Below are 17,094 nucleotides of genomic sequence, written 5' to 3' on the forward strand. Positions count from 1 at the left end.
GACTCAGCGACTCAGCGACTCAGCGACTCAGCATCCAGAGGATCACGCTACCCGCAACCACTAACGAGCCGCCGATACGGCGCAACTGCTCCGGTGGCTGATCGCTCAGCAGCCGCAACATCTGCTGCCATGCCCTGGGCATCAACAACGGGCCGAGCCCCTCGAACAACAGCAGCAATCCCAACCCCATCAGCATGGATGTCAGCATCCGACCTCCTTCAATGCAACCAGCCACCCGGGTCGACGGCTGGCATTGGCACCAAAAACAAAAGGGTCTGACAATGCAGACCCTTTGAATGTGACCTCGTGGCGATTACTGCTTGGTGCCGTGAGGAGACTTGAGGTAACGGAAGAACTCGCTGTCCGGCTTCAACACCATCAGGTCGTTGCCACCGGCAAAGCTCTTGCGATAGGCCTCCATGCTACGCACGAAGCTGAAAAACTCGGGGTCTTTCTTGTAGCTGTCGGCATAGATCTTGGCGGCTTCCGCATCCCCTTCACCACGCAGTTGGCGAGCGTTACTCTCGGCGTCGGCGATCATGACGGTCACCTTGCGGTCGATATCGGCACGCAGGATTTCAGCCTTCTCGCGACCCTGAGAGCGGTGCTCACGGGCAACCGCGGTACGCTCGGCGCGCATCCGCTGGTAGATGGAGTTGGAGACTTCCACCGGCAGGTTGATCTGCTTGATCCGCACATCCACCACCTTGATACCGAGCTCGGAGGAGCGCGCCATCTTCTTCAAGGCATCTTCCATCACGGTACTGCGCTCACCGGAGACGATGTCCTTGATGGTGCGGTTACCTATCTCGGAACGCAGACCGTTGTTGATCTTGCGCTTGAGCAGATCTTCAGCCTGCAGCTTGTTGCCACCACCAGTTGCCAGGTAGTACTTGGAGAAATCCTCGATCTTCCACTTCACGTAGGAGTCGATGATCAGGTCTTTCTTCTCGGAGGTGACAAAACGGTCGGCCTGGCTGTCAATGGTCTGGATGCGGGCATCCATCTTGCGAACCTGGTCGATGAGCGGCACCTTGAAGTGCAGGCCCGGCTCATAGAGGCGGGGTTCACCGGAGTCAACCCGCTTCACCTTGCCAAACTGCACCACAATCCCCTTCTGACCTTCATCAACGATAAAGACAGAGGAGAAGCAGACCATGGCCGCGACAGCGATTGCACCAATAGCTAGCTTTTTCATCTATCAGTTTCTCCCTGAGCTGAAGCGGTCACCGCTACGCAGCGGCATTGTCGGGGTAGAGTTGGCACCCTCGTTGGAAACGGGGACCTGCTCTGTGACCGGGGCGACAGTGGCACGATCAGACTGGGCAGCCTTCGGCTTGCCAGACAGCTTGTCGAGCGGCAGGTAGATCATGCTGTTGTTGCCAGCCGGCATGTCGACCACCACCTTGTTGGCCTGCTGATAGAGCTCTTCCATCGTTTCCAGATAGATACGCTCACGGGTCAGCTCGGGGGCAGCCAGATACTGGGGCAGCAGCTCGTTGAAGCGAGCGACTTCACCCTGGGCTTTCAACACGATCTGGGATTTGTAAGCTTCCGCTTCCTGCTCCAGACGCTTCACCTGACCACGGGCCTTGGGCTCCACTTCACGGGCATAGGCTTCTGCTTCACGAATGAAGCGCTGTTCATCTTCCTGAGCGGAGATGGCGTCATCAAAGGCGTCTTTCACCTCTTCCGGCGGACGCGCCGGAAGGAAGTTGACGTCGACGATCTGCAGACCCATCTGGTAAGGCTCGATGATGCCATCGATCACCTGCCAGGTCTCCTGACGCACCTTCTCACGACCGGTAGTCAGGACGTCATCCATCCGGGTATGACCCACCACGTAGCGCAGTGCGCTATCGGTGGCCTGACCCAGACTCTCGTCGGCATTGGTCACGCTGAACAGATACTGCTCGGGATTGACCACACGGTACTGCACGTCCATCTCGACCCGTACCACGTTCTCATCCTGAGTCAGCATGAAACCGGAGGCAGGCAGGGAACGCACGGACTCGACGTCCACCGGGATCACCTGATCGATAAAGGTCGGCTTCCAGCGCAGGCCCGGCTCGACAATATGGGAAAACTTGCCAAACCGCAGCACGGCACCACGCTCCGCTTCGCGAATGGTGTAGAAGCCGCTGACGACCCACACCACCACAGCCACAACCAGCGCGATGGAAATACCAAAGCGACCTACATCGCCGCCAGATTTGCCGCCACCAAACAAGCCACCGAAACGGCGACTCACTTTGCGCAGCATTTCATCCAGATCAGGGGGTCCCTGATTCTTGCCGTTATTCCCCCAAGGGTCACGGTCTTTGCCGTTGTTACCAGGCTCATTCCAAGCCATCAGCGTCTCCATTAATACATGCGGATGGATATCATCTCTATCGGGCCATCATACGTTGAGAAGCCCCTAAGGGTTCATCTTCATCGACGAATCAATGCCTGATAAAGCGTTGTAAACTCTCACCTTCCTGTTTCACGAGGCGGTTCCAGTCGGCCACTTGCAAGCGGACTTCCAGCACGAAATCACCCTCCTCGCTAAAACCTTCCTGCTCAATCCCTTTCAGCTGATAGAGCGCACTGCGCAATCTCGCGGCAGAAGGAGGCAACTGCAGGGTGTGATGCACCATGGAGCCAGCCAGCAATTCGGTCAGCGCCGTAAACAGATGCTCACAACCTTCACCGGTCTGGGCCGACAACCAGACGCGCAACGGGCGCCCCTCGTCATCTCGCTCCAGACCTGCCGGACGATCCGCCAGCTTGTCGATCTTGTTGCAGATCATCAGCTGGGGCCTGTCATCGGCTTCGATCTCGGCCAACACCTGCTGCACGGAGTCGATATTCTCCTGCATCTGCTCATCGGCACAGTCCACCACATGCAGCAGCAGATCCGCTTCACGGGTCTCCTGCAGGGTCGCCTTGAAGGCCGCGACCAGATCATGGGGCAAGTGTCGAATAAATCCAACTGTATCCGCCAAAATCACATCACCCACATCCCGAATCACCAGTTTACGCAGGGTGGGATCCAGAGTTGCGAACAATTGGTCGGCAGCATACACGCTGGCAGCTGTAAGTTGGTTGAACAAAGTGGACTTTCCGGCGTTGGTATAACCAACCAGTGACACCGTCGGCACTTCGTTGCGGTTGCGGGCGCGGCGTCCCTGCTCCCGCTGTTTGGCCACCTTGTCGAGCCGACGCAAAATCGCCTTGATGCGTTCCCGCAGCAGACGTCGGTCAGTTTCAAGCTGGGTTTCACCCGGGCCACGCAGACCGATCCCGCCCTTTTGACGCTCAAGGTGGGTCCAGCCTCGCACCAGACGAGTGGAAAGATGGCGCAACTGGGCCAGTTCGACCTGCAGTTTACCTTCGTGGGTACGGGCGCGCTGGGCAAAGATATCGAGGATCAGGCCGGTTCGGTCCACCACCCGGCACTGGAACAGACGCTCCAGGTTGCGCTCCTGGGCAGGGGTCAGGGCATGGTTGAAGATGACGACGTCGGCATCCAGCATCTGGACTTGGGACGCGATCTCTTCAGCCTTGCCACTGCCGACAAAAAATTTGGCACTGGGCGCACTGCGATTGGTGGTAATCACTCCCAGCGCATTGACTCCGGCCGAGCTCACCAACATCTTGAGCTCTTCCAGATCCTCCCGCTCACCCTCATCACTGAAGTTGACATGCACCAGAACGGCCTGTTCGCCAGCTTCATAACGGTCAAACAAGCGCTTGCTCCTTAACAGGAATCATGATGAATCTGAGTTGGCGAGTCGACTCGCCCAGGGATATCACGCCTCGGCATCACCCTGTTCATCAGCCGCGCCACCCGGAGTGGGCTGGTGATGATTGACGGCACGGGCCGGTACGACAGTCGAGATGGCGTGCTTGTAAACCATCTGGCTCACGGTGTTTTTCAGCAGGATAACAAACTGGTCAAAAGACTCGATCTGACCTTGCAGTTTGATGCCGTTCACCAAATAGATAGAAACAGGAATCCGCTCACGGCGCAGCGCATTCAAAAACGGGTCTTGGAGAGATTGCCCCTTAGCCATTTTTCTTTTCCTTATAGTTTGTTGTTTTTAAACACCGAATATCAATATAACAACCTGATTATACAGGGAGTGTCAAGCCGCACCAGCGCGAGCAAGCACGCGGTCGAGATTGCCAGACTCACCAGATTCCAACCAGGTCACATCGGGCCAGCCGCGCAACCAGGTCATCTGTCGTTTTGCCAATTGGCGTGTGGCAACAATGCCACGATAACGCATCTCATCATACCCCACTTCACCGCACAGGTAGTCCCACATTTGGCGATAACCCACACAGCGAATGGAGGGAAGATCAGGGTGCAGATCGCCGCGCGCCATCAGCGCGCGAACCTCCAGTTCAAAGCCGCCTTGCAGCATCTTGTCAAAGCGCAGTTCGATCCGCTGATGCAGCACGGCGCGATCGCTCGGGGCGATGGCAAACTGCTGCACCCGATAGGGCAAGCCCTCCCCCTGCACCTGCGTCAGCTCGGTAAGGGTCTTGCCGCTGATGCGGTAGACCTCCAGCGCCCGGGAGAGTCGTTGCGGGTCATTGGGGTGGATCCGCGCCCCGGCCACCGGGTCGATGCGCACCAGCTCGTCATGTAGAGCCTGCCAACCGAGGCGGGCAGCCTCTTCCTCAATCCCGGCACGAATGGCGGGATCGGCAGAGGGCAGCGGGGACAATCCCTCCAGCAGCGCCTTGAAATAGAGCATGGTGCCGCCCACCAGCAACGGAATGCGGCCACGGTCGGCGATCTCTTTCATCTCCCGCAGGGCATCCTTGCAAAAATCGGCTGCCGAATAGCTCACTGCGGGATCAAGAATGTCGATCAGCCGGTGCGGGGCACGTGTCAGTTCATCGGCGGTCGGCTTGGCCGTACCTATATCCATGCCGCGATAGATCAGCGCCGAATCGACGCTGATGATGTCGCAGGGCAGCGCCTGGCACAGTTCAATGGCGAGATCCGTCTTGCCGGAGGCCGTCGGCCCCATCAGAAAAATTGCGGTCGGCAAGTCACTCGCCATGTTCAAACTCCTCCAGCACGGTCGCCAGCGAAAGGGGGCGTACCATGCGAATGTCTGTCAGTTGGTCAGCGTGAGCGGCCACAAGTTCCGTCAGCAGACGACTGGCAGTTGAAAAATCGTATATCTTCTCGCGGCTTATCCCCTGCTCCACCAGCCATTGGCATAATACTTCAGCCTGCTGACCAGCATCACTGTCAGATCCGCCCTCGATAATTTGCAGCAATTCGGGTAACAGACGCACCAGATCGGTCTGGCGCAGCAGAGCCGGCACCCGAGTCAGGATCATGGTGTCGCGCCCCCCGCTTTTCAACTCCAGCCCCATCCGTTTCAGCAAACGTTCCTGCTCGGTCACCAGCGCGATAAAATTCTTCGGCAATTTGAAGGAGACCGGCAGCAACAGTGGCTGGGCCGCCAGTCCCTGGCCCCAGGTCTCCAGCAGCCAGTGGCGCAGCAGCACCCGCTCGGCGCGCACCAGCGAGAGCAGCACCAGCTGATTATCCCGCTCGATCAACAAGTAGGCCTGCTCCACCAGAGTCAGGGCGCGACATCCCCCCTGTTTAGGTGACGGCACTGTGTCGGTGGACTGTGCGGGAGCAGCCTCAGCCGCAGTTGCGATAGGCAGCGTAGTGAGCAGAGCGCCCATGCCGCGCATCGCCTCCCGGCTTGGGGGCTCGGGCGGTTGATAATTGCTGGCTCGGCCAGACCCACCGCCCCCCTCCCGCACCTGTGCAGGTGCCCGGTAGCTGTGCTCGGCACCGTACCACTCCGGGCGTGGCGCCTGACCGGGATATTCAATCTGCGGACTGACCGGCAACTCGACCAGAGTTTCGGCCAGCGGCGCGTCCTGATGAGCGGCGCTGACTCCTTCGCGGCGCAGCGCAGTAAACAACGCCTGAAAGATAAAGTCGTGGATCAGTCGCGCCTGATGGAAGCGCACCTCATGCTTGGCCGGGTGGACGTTGACATCCACCTGACGGGGATCCAGCTCGATATAGAGCACATAAGCGGCGAAGCGATCGGGAGGCAGCAGCTCGTCATAGGCCTGACGAATGGCGTGATTGATGAGCTTGTCGCGCATCATCCGGCCGTTGACATAGGTGTATTGCAGATCGTTTTGCGGTCTTGCCCCCTCCGGAGTCGCCAGCCAGCCCCACAGACGCACGTCGCTATGCTCGCTCTCCACCGCCAGCGCATGGTGCATGAAGGGAGTGCCGCAAACGGCGGCGAGACGTCGCTCCTGCTCCGGCACGGTATTGGCGGCCTTGTACTGGCGCACCACCTTGCCATTGTGGCGCAGGATCAGGGTGGCATCGAAGCGGGAGAGCGCGATGCGGCGCACCAGCTCGTCGATATGGGCAAACTCGGTCTTTTCGCTGCGCATGAACTTGCGCCGCGCCGGGGTATTGAAGAAGAGATCCACCACCTCCACCGTGGTGCCTACCGGATGGGCCGCCGGCTTGATAGTGACGCTCATCTCCCGCCCTTCCGCCTGGGCTTGCCAGGCTTCGGACTGATCTGCAGTACGGGAGGTGAAGGTGAGACGGGAGACCGAGCTGATGGAGGCGAGCGCCTCGCCACGAAAACCGAGGCTGTTGATCCCTTCCAGATCGTCCAGCGTGGCCACCTTGGAGGTGGCATGACGCGACAGCGCCAGCACCAGCTCGTCTTTGGCGACGCCAGAGCCGTTGTCACGGATGCGGATCAGCTTGGCGCCCCCCTTGTCGATGTCGATCTCGACCCGGTCAGCCCCCGCATCCAGGCTGTTTTCCACCAGCTCTTTCACCACAGAAGAGGGCCGCTCCACCACCTCTCCGGCTGCAATCTGGTTGGCCAGAATGGGTGGCAAAATACGGATCGGCATCATTTACTCCTGAATTTCAATCTTGCGGATGGTCAGTCTCTTAAGTCTCCAGGAGGGCCGCTCTACCACCTCTCCACCAACCGGAATCTGGTTGGCAAGGATAGGGGGCAATATACGGATCGGCATCGCTGACTCCTGAATTTCAATCTTGCTGATGGTATTCGCTAACAGCGGGAGCGGCATCGCCCGCTCCCGCGCGTCAGTTTTGCGGAATGTAGAGCACCTGCCCTACCTGAATATTCCGCGACTTGAGCTTGTTGATCTCTACCAGCCGAGCCTGACTCACCCCATGTTTCTCGGCAAGGCGGGAGAGACTCTCGCCCCGCTTGACCACATGGCGGATCATCTGCGACTTGTCGTCACTGCGAACGGGAGCAGCAGCGCGGCTCTGCCCCTGCTGGGGGATATAGATGGTCTGACCAATCTGAATATCCCGGCTGCGCAGCTGGTTGATCTCCACCAGAGTGGACTGACTCACTCCATGCTTCTCGGCAAGGCGGGAGAGGCTCTCACCCCGTTTGACCACATGGCGGAGCATCCGCGATTTGTCATAGTCCCCCACACTGCTGACCGGTGCACCGCTCTCCTGCGCTGCCGCCGAGTAAGGCTTGATCACCCCGGCGCCAGAGCCACTCCCAGCACCGCCGTCGCGGGCGGTGGCGGGCATCTTGTTGGTCACTACCGGCTGCGACTGTGTCTGCCTGGGCTGGCTCACCGGCTGCCGGGCTACCGGTGCAGGGCGAGTGGTCGCGACAGGTTGGCTCACCTGCCCCTTGCCGGTCAGCATGGCCCCCTTGGTCGGGTGGGCGCGGTAGTAGTTGCGGATCCCCTCGAAGATGGCGCGGGCGAGCTGGTCCTGATAGCTGGCGGTGGCCAGCAGCTTCTCTTCCGCATGGTTGGAGATAAAACCGGTCTCCACCAGCACCGAGGGAATATCCGGCGCCTTCAGCACCGCCAGACTGGCGTGTTCCGGCGCCTTCTTGTGCAGTCGGGCGACCTTGCCCATGGAACGCAGGATCTGGCGGCTGACGTCATATCCTTCGGCACGGGACTTGTCCATGGAGAGGTCGAGGAAGGTCTGCGCCAGATAGGGGTTGGGATCGGATTCCGCCAACACCTTGCCGACACCGCCCAGCAGCTCGCCCTGCTTCTCCTGCTTCTCCAGCCAGCTGCCCATCTCGCGGTTGGCACGGTTGGTCGACAAGACCCAGACCGAGGCACCACGCGGGGTCGAGTTATGAAAACTGTCTGCATGGATAGAGACCAGCAGATCCGCCTTGGCCTTGCGGGCAATCTCGGAGCGCTTGTTGAGGTCGACGAAGTAATCGCCACGACGGGTCATCACGGCGCGCATCCCCGGCTCGCGGTCGATCAGTGCCGCCAGCTTCTGGGAGACCGCCAGCGTCACCCGTTTTTCATAGGTACGGCGCGGGCCGATGGAGCCCGGGTCTTCTCCGCCGTGGCCCGGGTCGATGGCAATCACCACCCCTTTGCCCTTGCCACCGACAGGCGTGGATTGCACTGCTGCCGCCGAGCGCTTCTCTTCATAAGGGAGGTCGATGACCAGACGGTGGCCATAGGGCCCGGCTGGCGCCAGCGGAAAGACCACCGGCTTGATGGCGGAGCTGAGATCCATCACCAGCCGCAGACCGCCCTTCTCCAGCGGAGTGCTCTGGCGGATCTTGCGCACCAGTTCGCTGTTGTTCTCGATCCGGGCCAGATTGGCGGCGTTGCTCGCCCCTTTCAGATCGATCACCAGCCGATCCGGACCGGTGAGGGTGAAGTAGTTGTAATTGGGGGCGCTGCTCATATCGAGCACCACCCGGGTGTTATCCGGTGATGGCCAGATTCGTACGCTCTTGAGCTGATTCGCCCAGGAGGGTAACGCCATCAAAGAGAGAGCAATAACAAGGATCAAGCGCACGTAGATGACAACCGTTCCAGAATGGCTTCGCCAATAGCAGTACGAGCCTCTATCAGAACCTCGCGCTGCTCGCCTACATAAGTGAGGGTAATTTCCAGGTCGGGAGCCGGTAACCAGCCCTCGCCCTTCTCGGACCACTCCACCAGACAGAGTGTGTTGGCGGCAAAATAGTCCCGAATGCCCATGAATTCCAGCTCTTCCGGATCAGCCAGGCGATAGAGATCAAAATGGTAGACCTGCCAGCCATCGAGCTCATAGGGTTCGACCAGGGTGTAAGTCGGGCTTTTTACCTTGCCCTGATGGCCAAGGCCCTGCACCCAGCCGCGGGTCAGGGTGGTTTTACCGGCGCCAAGCGTGCCATGCAAAAACACTGTAGTCGCCTGCTGGCAGGCCTGTGCCAGACGGCCGCCCAGTGCCACGGTTGCTGCCTCGTCCGGCAGTGTCATCATCAACTGTTTTGCCATGTTCTTCTTTTTAACTTGTAATGGTGTCGGGATTAACCAGTTTGCGGATCAGCGGCAGCAGATCTGACGCCAGCATGCCCCGCTCGCCGTCAGCGGCGGCCAGATCTGCAGCCTCACCGTGGATCACGGCGCCCAGCCAGCTTGCCATGGTGACAGACCAGCCCTGGGCCAAAAGGGCGGCGATTATACCAGATAACAGATCGCCCATGCCGCCACTTGCCATGCCGGGATTGCCTTCACAACAGAGAGCGACCCGCTCGCCGTCATAAATAAGTGTTCCCGCCCCTTTTAGCAGCACCACACCGCCATAACGCCGCTGCAGTGCCTGCACGGCGGCAAACCGGTCGGTTTCAATCTCGGCAATGGAGCATCCCAGCAGTCTCGCCGCTTCGCCGGGATGGGGCGTGAGCACCCAATTATCCTGATGGCGGGGAGATTGCGCCAGCCAATTCAATCCATCGGCGTCCAAAACCAGTGGCAGCCGATCGGTAAGATTACGAGCGATTTGCGCTCTTCCCCACTCATCCTGACCGAGCCCGGGGCCAATGACCCGCACCGACGCCCACCCCTCGTCATCAGCGGTGGTGAGGCTCATCAGCTCGGGTTGGTAGAGGCTGACCGGCGGATGTTCTGGATGCTGACACACCCTCACCAGCCCGGCCCCCGCCCGCAGGCAGGCGCGGGCCGCCAGCACGATAGCCCCCTGCATGCTGCGATTGCCCCCCACCAGCAGTACCTTGCCATAAGAGCCCTTGTGGGAAGCGCGCGGGCGCGGGGTCAGCTGCGTGCTCAGCTGCGGATAATCGATACGCCAGGCGGCAGGCAGCATAGTGTCATCAGGCGTGACGCCAAGGGGATCACAGTCGAGCTGGCCGACACAATCCACCCCGTCGCCGGTAAGCATCCCCTGCTTGATACCGATAAAGGTGAGGGTGCGAGTGGCCTGCACCATGGCCCCCATGGCACGGCCGGTATCGCCGTTGAGGCCGGAGGGGAGATCCACCGCCAGCACGGGCACAGCCAAGCCATTCATTGTTGCGACGATCTTTGTCAGTAGTGGCGAGAGGGGCGTGTTGACGCCGGTGCCAAACAGGGCATCGATCACCAGATCCGGGGCGGAGTGTTGTGCATCATCAAACTGCTCGGCCAGCCAGACCCGGCCACCGGCCGCCAGCCACTCATCGGCGGCCCGTCTGGCATCCCCCTTCAGCTGGTCGGGTGCTCTGGCGGCAATCACCACCACCTCGATGCCAATCTGGCGGGCAAGGCGGGCCAGCACATAGCCATCACCGCCGTTATTACCGGGGCCGACGAAGATCCACCAGCAGCGGCTCTCGGGCCAATGCAGAGTGGCATAGGTGCGCAGCGCAGCACCGGCTCGCTCCATCAGGGCATAGAGAGGTTGCCCCTCACGCGTGGCCCAGTTGCGCTCCAGTGTGCGGATCTGTTCAGTCTGCCACAGCCCCTGTGGTAAACTGCCCCCCTCTTTTGTGCCCAACGCGCCCCTGATGATCTCTACCATGACGGCTCCCGCCTCTTATCAATCGACCCACGCCAGCAAACACCGGCCAGGCCAAGCCGCATGAGCGCACCTGACTTCCACCAGCTGGCCCACGATATCAAGCTCTGGGCACGGGAGCTAGGATTTGACCAGGCGGGCATCACCGACACCGACCTGCGTATCGAAGAGCCGAGATTGCAGGCCTGGCTGGATGCGGGCTATCACGGCAGCATGGATTACATGGCGCGCCACGGCATGATGCGCGCGCGCCCCCACGAGCTGCTGCCGGGCACGGTGCGGGTGTTGTCGGTGCGGATGAACTACCTGCCGTTCGAGGCGGGTTTTGCCGCCACCCTGCGCGATCCGACCCTCGGCTATATCAGCCGCTATGCCCTCGGCCGCGACTACCACAAGGTGCTGCGCAACCGGCTCAAACAGCTGGGTGATCGCATCGAAGCGCGCTGCGCCGAGCTGTTTCAGGGCACCGAAGATACCTTGGGTGAGTGGCGCCCCTTCGTCGACTCCGCCCCCATCCTCGAGCGGCCACTGGCAGCCAAGGCGGGCCTAGGCTGGGTTGGCAAACACTCACTGCTGCTCAACGAATCGGCCGGCTCCTTCTTCTTTCTCGGTGAGCTGTTGCTCAACCTGCCGCTGCCGCTCGACCAGCCAGTGGAGAAGGAGCAGTGCGGCAAGTGCGTCGCCTGCATCAACATCTGCCCGACCGGCGCCATTGTCGCCCCCTATGTGGTGGATGGCCGCCGCTGCATCTCCTATCTCACCATCGAGAATGACGGCCCTATTCCGGAAGAGTTCCGGCCCCTGATGGGCAACCGCATCTACGGCTGCGACGACTGCCAGCTTATCTGCCCCTGGAATCGCTACGCCGATGCCAGCCCGGAACCCGACTTCAGCCCCCGCCCCAGCCTGCACCGCCCGCCCCTGCTGGCGCTGTGGTGCTGGAGCGAGAGCGATTTCCTCAAACAGACCGAGGGGAGCCCGATCCGCCGCATCGGCTATCAACGCTGGCGCCGCAATCTGGCAGTCGCCCTTGGCAATGGCCCGGCGACCCCCGAGGTGATCGCCGCCCTGCAACTGGGGCTGACCACCGCCGAGCCCATGGTGGCCGAACATATCGAATGGGCGCTGGCCACCCTTGCCCGGCGTCAGGATGAAGAGAACAAGAAGACCCGTTTGCTGATCCGCTGCATCGAAAAAGGTCTGTCGGATCACGCATAAGTGATCTGCCCCTTGCCGGATTACAGCACTTTTTTCATGCTCTGCCGACCTGCAGTGCCCATAACAGCGTGGTCACTGCAAACTGGTCGGCACACAACAAGGACAACACAGATGCATATGTTGGGAGTGGATATTGGAGGCTCAGGGATCAAGGGCTGTCTGGTCGATACCAAAACCGGCGAATTGATTGGCGAGCGCCATCGCATTGCCACACCGCAACCGGCCACCCCGGCCGCCATCGCCCATACCCTCAAGGCGCTGGTCGAACACTTCGACTGGAAAGGACCGGTGGGCTGCGGCTTTCCCGCCACTATCCACAACGGGGTTGCCAAGAGTGCCGCCAACATCGACAAGAGCTGGATCGAAACCGATGCCGAGCATCTGTTTGCCGATGTCACCGGCAAGCCCTGCTATGTGCTGAACGATGCCGATGCCGCCGGTCTGGCCGAGATGCGCTTTGGCGCTGGCAAGGATCGCAAGGGGGTCATCATCCTCATCACGGTCGGCACCGGTATCGGCACCGCCATCTTCGTCAATGGCCATCTGCTGCCCAACACCGAGCTGGGCCATCTGATGCTGGAAGGAATGGTCGCCGAGCACTACTGCTCCGATGCGGCGCGCAAACGGGAAGATCTCTCCTGGAACCGCTGGGGCAAGCGTTTCAACAAGTATCTGGCGCGCCTCGAGTTTCTCTTCTCCCCCGACCTCTTCATTCTGGGGGGCGGCAGCGCAGCCAAGCTGGATAAATTTGTCGATCGCATCGAGACCCGGGCACCGCTGATTCCGGCGGCCAGCCTCAATCAGGCGGGCATTATCGGGGCCGCCCTCTACGCGGCCGAGCAGCAGGGCTGACCGACGTTCACTGCAAGTCAGCAGATACCAATGGAAAGGGCCCGGCACTGCTGCCGGGCCCTTTTGTTTGGCCGTCATCTTGCGAGTTTGGCGCTTATCACCCGCTACATGTCGTCGAGTCGGTGCACTCCGTGCACCAGTCGGGTCAGGCGGGTCTGCTCCAGCCTGGCCAGATTCTCGAGCAAGGCGGTGGTGGCCGGTGTCGGGCACTCCCGGGCCAGATGACTCAGTTCGCCCACCAGCTGCTCTTCCCAACGGCATACCTGAGTGACGATATCCTGGGTCTGGACTGATGCCGGCAGCTCGAAGCGGGTAATGGCAGGCAGCATGTCCTCGCTGAAACTCTGGTTCAGCCAGGTCTCCCTGACCGCCTCTCCCAGCTGAGCGGTATATTCGTGCAGATGGGCACAGCCCGCATCCTCACGCCCTTGCAGATAGACCAGCAACATCCGGCTGCGTTCGCTGTCGACCTGACTGGTCAAACGCCCGTAACAGAGTCCGAGCTGGTGATGAACCTGCTCAAGATAGTGCAGCAACTCTTTGATCTGTTGGAATCTCATCGCACTGCCCTCCATGCTTGTCGACATCATCAGTATAAAAAACCGGCGCCACCGACCCAATCCCTATCCGTGCCCCCCTTGCGCTGCATCAAGGTTGACGCCGACAAAGTGGCGATCAGGTGATCCGGTCACGAATAGGGAACGATTTGTGCAGCAATTTGTGTAACGATGGAGGAGCATTAAGCTCGACAGCCGATATGGACAGAAACAGGCTGGCACACTAATAAAACCAGCATTTACCCGGCATAAACCATCTTTAATTCGGTTATCTGCCGTAGGGACGAAACAGGATCTGGCAGAGCAACAATACCATCCTGATCGTTATCCGCCTGACAGAAATCCTTATCACTTTTTTAGACGTCTAGACGTAAAAACATGCGTTGACATGGCCATCCAGACATCTTAGCATCATCCTCCATGATGACAGAGTAACCCAGTGGAACCTCTGCCCAATTTCCCCGCCTGTAGCGCCCTGTGCTTTAAGGCTGTTAGCACGGAAGAATCCATGATTAAGTTGATCGGTCTCAACAAAGTCTACGGTACAGGCAGTGACGCCGTGCACGCCCTGCGTGATGTGAGTCTGCATGTACCCCAAGGCAAAATTTTCGGGGTGATCGGTGCCTCCGGTGCCGGCAAGAGTACCCTCATTCGTTGTGTCAACCTGCTGGAGCGCCCGACAGACGGCCAGGTGATTGTCGATGGCCAGGATCTGGTCGCCCTGAGCGAACGGGATCTAACCCAGGCTCGCCGCCAGATCGGGATGATTTTCCAGCACTTCAACCTGCTTGCCTCCCGCACCGTGTTTGCCAACATCGCCTTTCCACTGGAGCTGGCAGGCTGGAGCAAAGAGAAGATCCAGCAACGGGTTGCCGAGCTGCTGGCACTGGTCGGGCTGGAAGCCCGTGCCCAGGCCTATCCGTCCGAGCTTTCCGGGGGTCAGAAGCAGCGCGTCGCCATTGCCCGCGCACTGGCTCCGGCCCCCAAGGTACTGCTCTGCGACGAGGCCACCTCGGCCCTCGACCCGCAGACCACCCGCTCGATCCTGACCCTGCTCAAGGAGATCAACGTCAAGCTGGGGCTCACCATCCTGCTCATCACCCACGAGATGGACGTGGTGAAGGGGATCTGTGACGAAGTGGCCATCATCAGCGACGGCCGTCTGATCGAACAGGGCGAAGTGGCCTGGTTCTTCAGCAATGCCAAGACCCAGCTGGCCCGTGACTTCATCCACTCCACCATCCATCTGGAGGTACCGCAGGAGTATCAGGATCGGATGAGTGCGGAGCGGGTGCCGGGCAGCTACCCACTGGTGAAGCTCGGCTTTACCGGCAGCACGGTCGATACGCCGCTGATTTCCGAGGCGAGCCGCCGTTTCAATATCGACATCAGCATTCTGAGCGCGGACATCGAGTACGCCGGTGGTGTCAAATTCGGTTTCCTGCTGGCCGAGCTGTTCGGGGATGAAGCCCAGTGCGAGGCGACCCAGCAGTTCCTCATCGACAACCACATTCAGCTGGAGGTAATGGGTTATGTCCGAAGCCATGATTAATCTGCTCATCACGGCCCTGGGCGACACCCTGATCATGGTGTTTGCCTCCGCTCTGTTCGGCTGCCTGCTGGGTCTGCCGCTCGGCGTGGCACTGCATGTGACCAAGGCTGGCCAGATCCTGGCCAACCCCTTGCTCAACCGTACTCTGGGTATGGTAGTCAACGTGGGTCGCTCGGTGCCCTTTATCATCCTGCTGGTCGCCATCATTCCGCTAACCCGGCTGATTGTCGGCACCAGTATCGGCACCATCGCCGCCATCGTGCCGCTGACTGTCGGCTGCATCCCTTTCATTGCTCGTCTGGTGGAAGGGGCCCTGATGGAGGTGCCGGACGGCCTGCTGGAAGCGGCCAAGGCGATGGGCGCCAAGCCGCTGCAAATTATCACCAAGGTGCTGCTGCCCGAGGCTCTGCCCGGCATCCTCAACAGTGTCACCATTACCCTCGTCACTCTGGTGAACTACTCGGCCATGGCCGGGGCCATCGGTGGCGGTGGTCTGGGGGATGTGGGTATTCGTTATGGTTATCAGCGCTTTGACCCGACCGTCATGCTGGTGACCGTGGTTATCCTGGTAGTACTGGTTCAACTTATCCAGAGCGCGGGTGAGCGCCTGGTCAACAAATGTGATCATCGTTAATCGTCGATTTCTGACAGGAGGTTTTATGAAATTTGGCATCAAATCCGTTGCGGCTGCGCTGCTGGCTGGTCTGGTTCTGGCCGGTTGCGGTCAAAAAGAAGAGAGCAAGGTTCTGAAAGTGGGCGCTATTGCCGGCCCGGAGACCGAACTGGTTGAAGTGGCTGCCAAGGTAGCCAAAGAGAAATACGGTCTGACAGTCGAGGTGGTCAACTTCTCCGACTACGTCACCCCGAACGTGGCGCTGAACGATGGCAGCATCGACGTCAACGCCTTCCAGCACAAACCCTATCTGGATGCGCAGGTGCGTGATCGCGGCTTCAAGCTAGTGCCGGTTGGCAACACCTTCGTCTACCCGATTGCCGGTTACTCCAAGAAGATCAAGGCGCTGAGCGAGCTGCAAGATGGCGCCCAGATCGCGGTACCGAACGATCCGACCAACCTGGGCCGCTCCCTGATCCTGCTGGCCAAACAGGGTCTGATCACCCTGAAGGATGGCGCCGGTCTGGAAGCCACCGTGCTGGATATCGCCAACAACCCGCGTAACTTCAAGATTGTGGAACTGGAAGCAGCCCAGCTGCCGCGCTCGCTGGAAGACGTGGACTTGGCCATCATCAACAACACCTTCGCCGGTCAGATTGGTCTGACCCCGACCGAGAACGGCCTGTTTGTTGAAGACAAAGAGTCCCCCTACGTCAACCTGATCGTCGCCCGCGACAACAACAAGGATGACGAGAAGGTCAAACAGTTCGTACAAGCTTTCCAGACCGATGATGTCTACAAGAAAGGTCTCGAGCTGTTCAAAGGCGGCCTGGTAAAAGGTTGGTAATTGCTCACTCGGCAAAAAAGGCCACGCAATGCGTGGCCTTTTTTATTGGCGCCGCTATCATATCCGCGAGCACGGCAACACGAACATACTCATAACATGAAAAAATGGTATCTGGCCTACTGCAAGCCAAAAGAAGAGGCCCGCGCCCGCGCCCACCTCGATGCCCAGGGTATCGAATCCTATTACCCCATGGTGGAGATCGAGAAGCTGCGCCGGGGCAAACGAGTTCCGGTACGGGAACCCATGTTCCCCAACTATCTGTTTATCTTTGTCGATCTGGAAGAGGTGACACCGGTCACCCTGAAATCGACCCGCGGCATCAGCAGAATCATCCACTTTGGCAGTGAATGGACCCCCATCAGCAGCAAGCTGGTCTATCAGCTGATGAGCCGCGATGACAGCGACGAGGCGAGAGCCAGCTACGCCAGCCTGCCCTGCTCGGGCGATAAGGTGCTGATTGAAGAGGGGCCGCTTGCCGGCTTCGAAGCCATCTATATGGAGCCGGATGGAGATAAACGTGCGATTTTGCTGGTCAGCCTGCTCAACCGGGAGACCACCAGCAGCTTCGACAACCACACCTTCCGACGTCTGGATTAAACCCACGGGCCAGGCGGCCCGGTGCATGGC

The 17,094-nt window shown here is 59.8% G+C and carries 18 protein-coding genes; 6 read left to right on the top strand and 12 right to left on the bottom strand.

The features are described from left to right. Positions 1–19 precede the first annotated feature (19 nt). The 11 genes from ACW5XC_RS15580 to ACW5XC_RS15630 form a co-directional block, all read right to left on the bottom strand. The gene (locus ACW5XC_RS15580) at positions 20–208 is read right to left on the bottom strand and encodes a DUF2065 domain-containing protein (RefSeq protein WP_005339036.1); all 189 of its coding nucleotides are present in this window, start codon (positions 206–208) and stop codon (positions 20–22) included. 105 nt (positions 209–313) lie between these two features. After that, complete coding sequence (gene hflC / locus ACW5XC_RS15585; protein ID WP_005339038.1) at positions 314–1,198, bottom strand: protease modulator HflC; 885 nt, start codon at positions 1,196–1,198, stop codon at positions 314–316. A 3-nt stretch (positions 1,199–1,201) separates the two neighbouring features. After that, a complete protein-coding gene (gene hflK, locus ACW5XC_RS15590) occupies positions 1,202–2,353 on the bottom strand; it encodes an FtsH protease activity modulator HflK (protein ID WP_005339041.1) in 1,152 nt (383 codons plus the stop codon). 91 nt (positions 2,354–2,444) lie between these two features. Then, positions 2,445–3,731: a ribosome rescue GTPase HflX gene (gene hflX / locus ACW5XC_RS15595; RefSeq protein WP_042054882.1), complete on the bottom strand. Its 1,287-nt coding sequence runs from the start codon at positions 3,729–3,731 to the stop codon at positions 2,445–2,447. 63 nt (positions 3,732–3,794) lie between these two features. Continuing rightward, positions 3,795–4,058, bottom strand: a complete 264-nt coding sequence (gene hfq, locus ACW5XC_RS15600; RefSeq protein WP_005339045.1) for an RNA chaperone Hfq — start codon at positions 4,056–4,058, stop codon at positions 3,795–3,797. Between the two features lie 72 nt (positions 4,059–4,130). Next, positions 4,131–5,060: a tRNA (adenosine(37)-N6)-dimethylallyltransferase MiaA gene (miaA, locus tag ACW5XC_RS15605; protein ID WP_074042699.1), complete on the bottom strand. Its 930-nt coding sequence runs from the start codon at positions 5,058–5,060 to the stop codon at positions 4,131–4,133. Continuing rightward, positions 5,050–6,921, bottom strand: a complete 1,872-nt coding sequence (mutL, locus tag ACW5XC_RS15610) for a DNA mismatch repair endonuclease MutL (protein WP_042054942.1) — start codon at positions 6,919–6,921, stop codon at positions 5,050–5,052. Before mutL ends, miaA begins: the two co-directional genes overlap by 11 nt. A gap of 3 nt (positions 6,922–6,924) precedes the next feature. Continuing rightward, positions 6,925–7,104 carry a hypothetical protein gene (locus ACW5XC_RS15615; RefSeq protein ID WP_042054881.1) on the bottom strand — a complete coding sequence of 60 codons (180 nt, stop codon included), beginning with the start codon at positions 7,102–7,104 and terminating at the stop codon, positions 6,925–6,927. 16 nt (positions 7,105–7,120) lie between these two features. Beyond that, entirely contained in the window at positions 7,121–8,812 is a 1,692-nt protein-coding gene (locus ACW5XC_RS15620) for an N-acetylmuramoyl-L-alanine amidase (RefSeq protein ID WP_042054880.1), read from the bottom strand. Positions 8,813–8,835: 23 nt separating this feature from the next. Beyond that, on the bottom strand, positions 8,836–9,309 hold the full coding sequence (gene tsaE, locus ACW5XC_RS15625; protein WP_005339056.1) for a tRNA (adenosine(37)-N6)-threonylcarbamoyltransferase complex ATPase subunit type 1 TsaE: 474 nt from the start codon (positions 9,307–9,309) through the stop codon (positions 8,836–8,838). 10 nt (positions 9,310–9,319) lie between these two features. Beyond that, positions 9,320–10,831 (bottom strand): bifunctional ADP-dependent NAD(P)H-hydrate dehydratase/NAD(P)H-hydrate epimerase, encoded by a 1,512-nt coding sequence (locus tag ACW5XC_RS15630; protein WP_042054879.1) that lies wholly within the window; start codon positions 10,829–10,831, stop codon positions 9,320–9,322. A 60-nt stretch (positions 10,832–10,891) separates the two neighbouring features. Between ACW5XC_RS15630 and queG the strand changes: the two genes are divergently transcribed. Both queG and ppgK read left to right on the top strand, forming a co-directional pair. Beyond that, positions 10,892–12,046: a tRNA epoxyqueuosine(34) reductase QueG gene (gene queG, locus ACW5XC_RS15635; protein ID WP_074042700.1), complete on the top strand. Its 1,155-nt coding sequence runs from the start codon at positions 10,892–10,894 to the stop codon at positions 12,044–12,046. A gap of 111 nt (positions 12,047–12,157) precedes the next feature. After that, positions 12,158–12,898, top strand: a complete 741-nt coding sequence (ppgK, locus tag ACW5XC_RS15640; protein ID WP_005339062.1) for a polyphosphate--glucose phosphotransferase — start codon at positions 12,158–12,160, stop codon at positions 12,896–12,898. A 104-nt stretch (positions 12,899–13,002) separates the two neighbouring features. Here ppgK and ACW5XC_RS15645 read toward each other — a convergent pair whose 3' ends face one another. After that, the gene (locus ACW5XC_RS15645; protein WP_042052312.1) at positions 13,003–13,458 is read right to left on the bottom strand and encodes a hypothetical protein; all 456 of its coding nucleotides are present in this window, start codon (positions 13,456–13,458) and stop codon (positions 13,003–13,005) included. 505 nt (positions 13,459–13,963) lie between these two features. On the opposite strand from ACW5XC_RS15645, the gene metN reads away from it, so the two are divergent. The 4 genes from metN to rfaH all read left to right on the top strand — a co-directional run bounded on the left by metN (position 13,964) and on the right by rfaH (position 17,064). After that, positions 13,964–15,007 carry a methionine ABC transporter ATP-binding protein MetN gene (gene metN, locus ACW5XC_RS15650; protein WP_042052311.1) on the top strand — a complete coding sequence of 348 codons (1,044 nt, stop codon included), beginning with the start codon at positions 13,964–13,966 and terminating at the stop codon, positions 15,005–15,007. Continuing rightward, positions 14,988–15,641 carry a methionine ABC transporter permease gene (locus ACW5XC_RS15655; protein ID WP_005339070.1) on the top strand — a complete coding sequence of 218 codons (654 nt, stop codon included), beginning with the start codon at positions 14,988–14,990 and terminating at the stop codon, positions 15,639–15,641. Before metN ends, ACW5XC_RS15655 begins: the two co-directional genes overlap by 20 nt. A gap of 25 nt (positions 15,642–15,666) precedes the next feature. After that, on the top strand, positions 15,667–16,467 hold the full coding sequence (gene metQ, locus ACW5XC_RS15660) for a methionine ABC transporter substrate-binding lipoprotein MetQ (RefSeq protein ID WP_042052310.1): 801 nt from the start codon (positions 15,667–15,669) through the stop codon (positions 16,465–16,467). A 96-nt stretch (positions 16,468–16,563) separates the two neighbouring features. Continuing rightward, on the top strand, positions 16,564–17,064 hold the full coding sequence (gene rfaH, locus ACW5XC_RS15665; RefSeq protein WP_042052309.1) for a transcription/translation regulatory transformer protein RfaH: 501 nt from the start codon (positions 16,564–16,566) through the stop codon (positions 17,062–17,064). Positions 17,065–17,094 lie beyond the last annotated feature (30 nt).

The organism is Aeromonas sp. 25-AL00135, assembly GCF_054052385.1.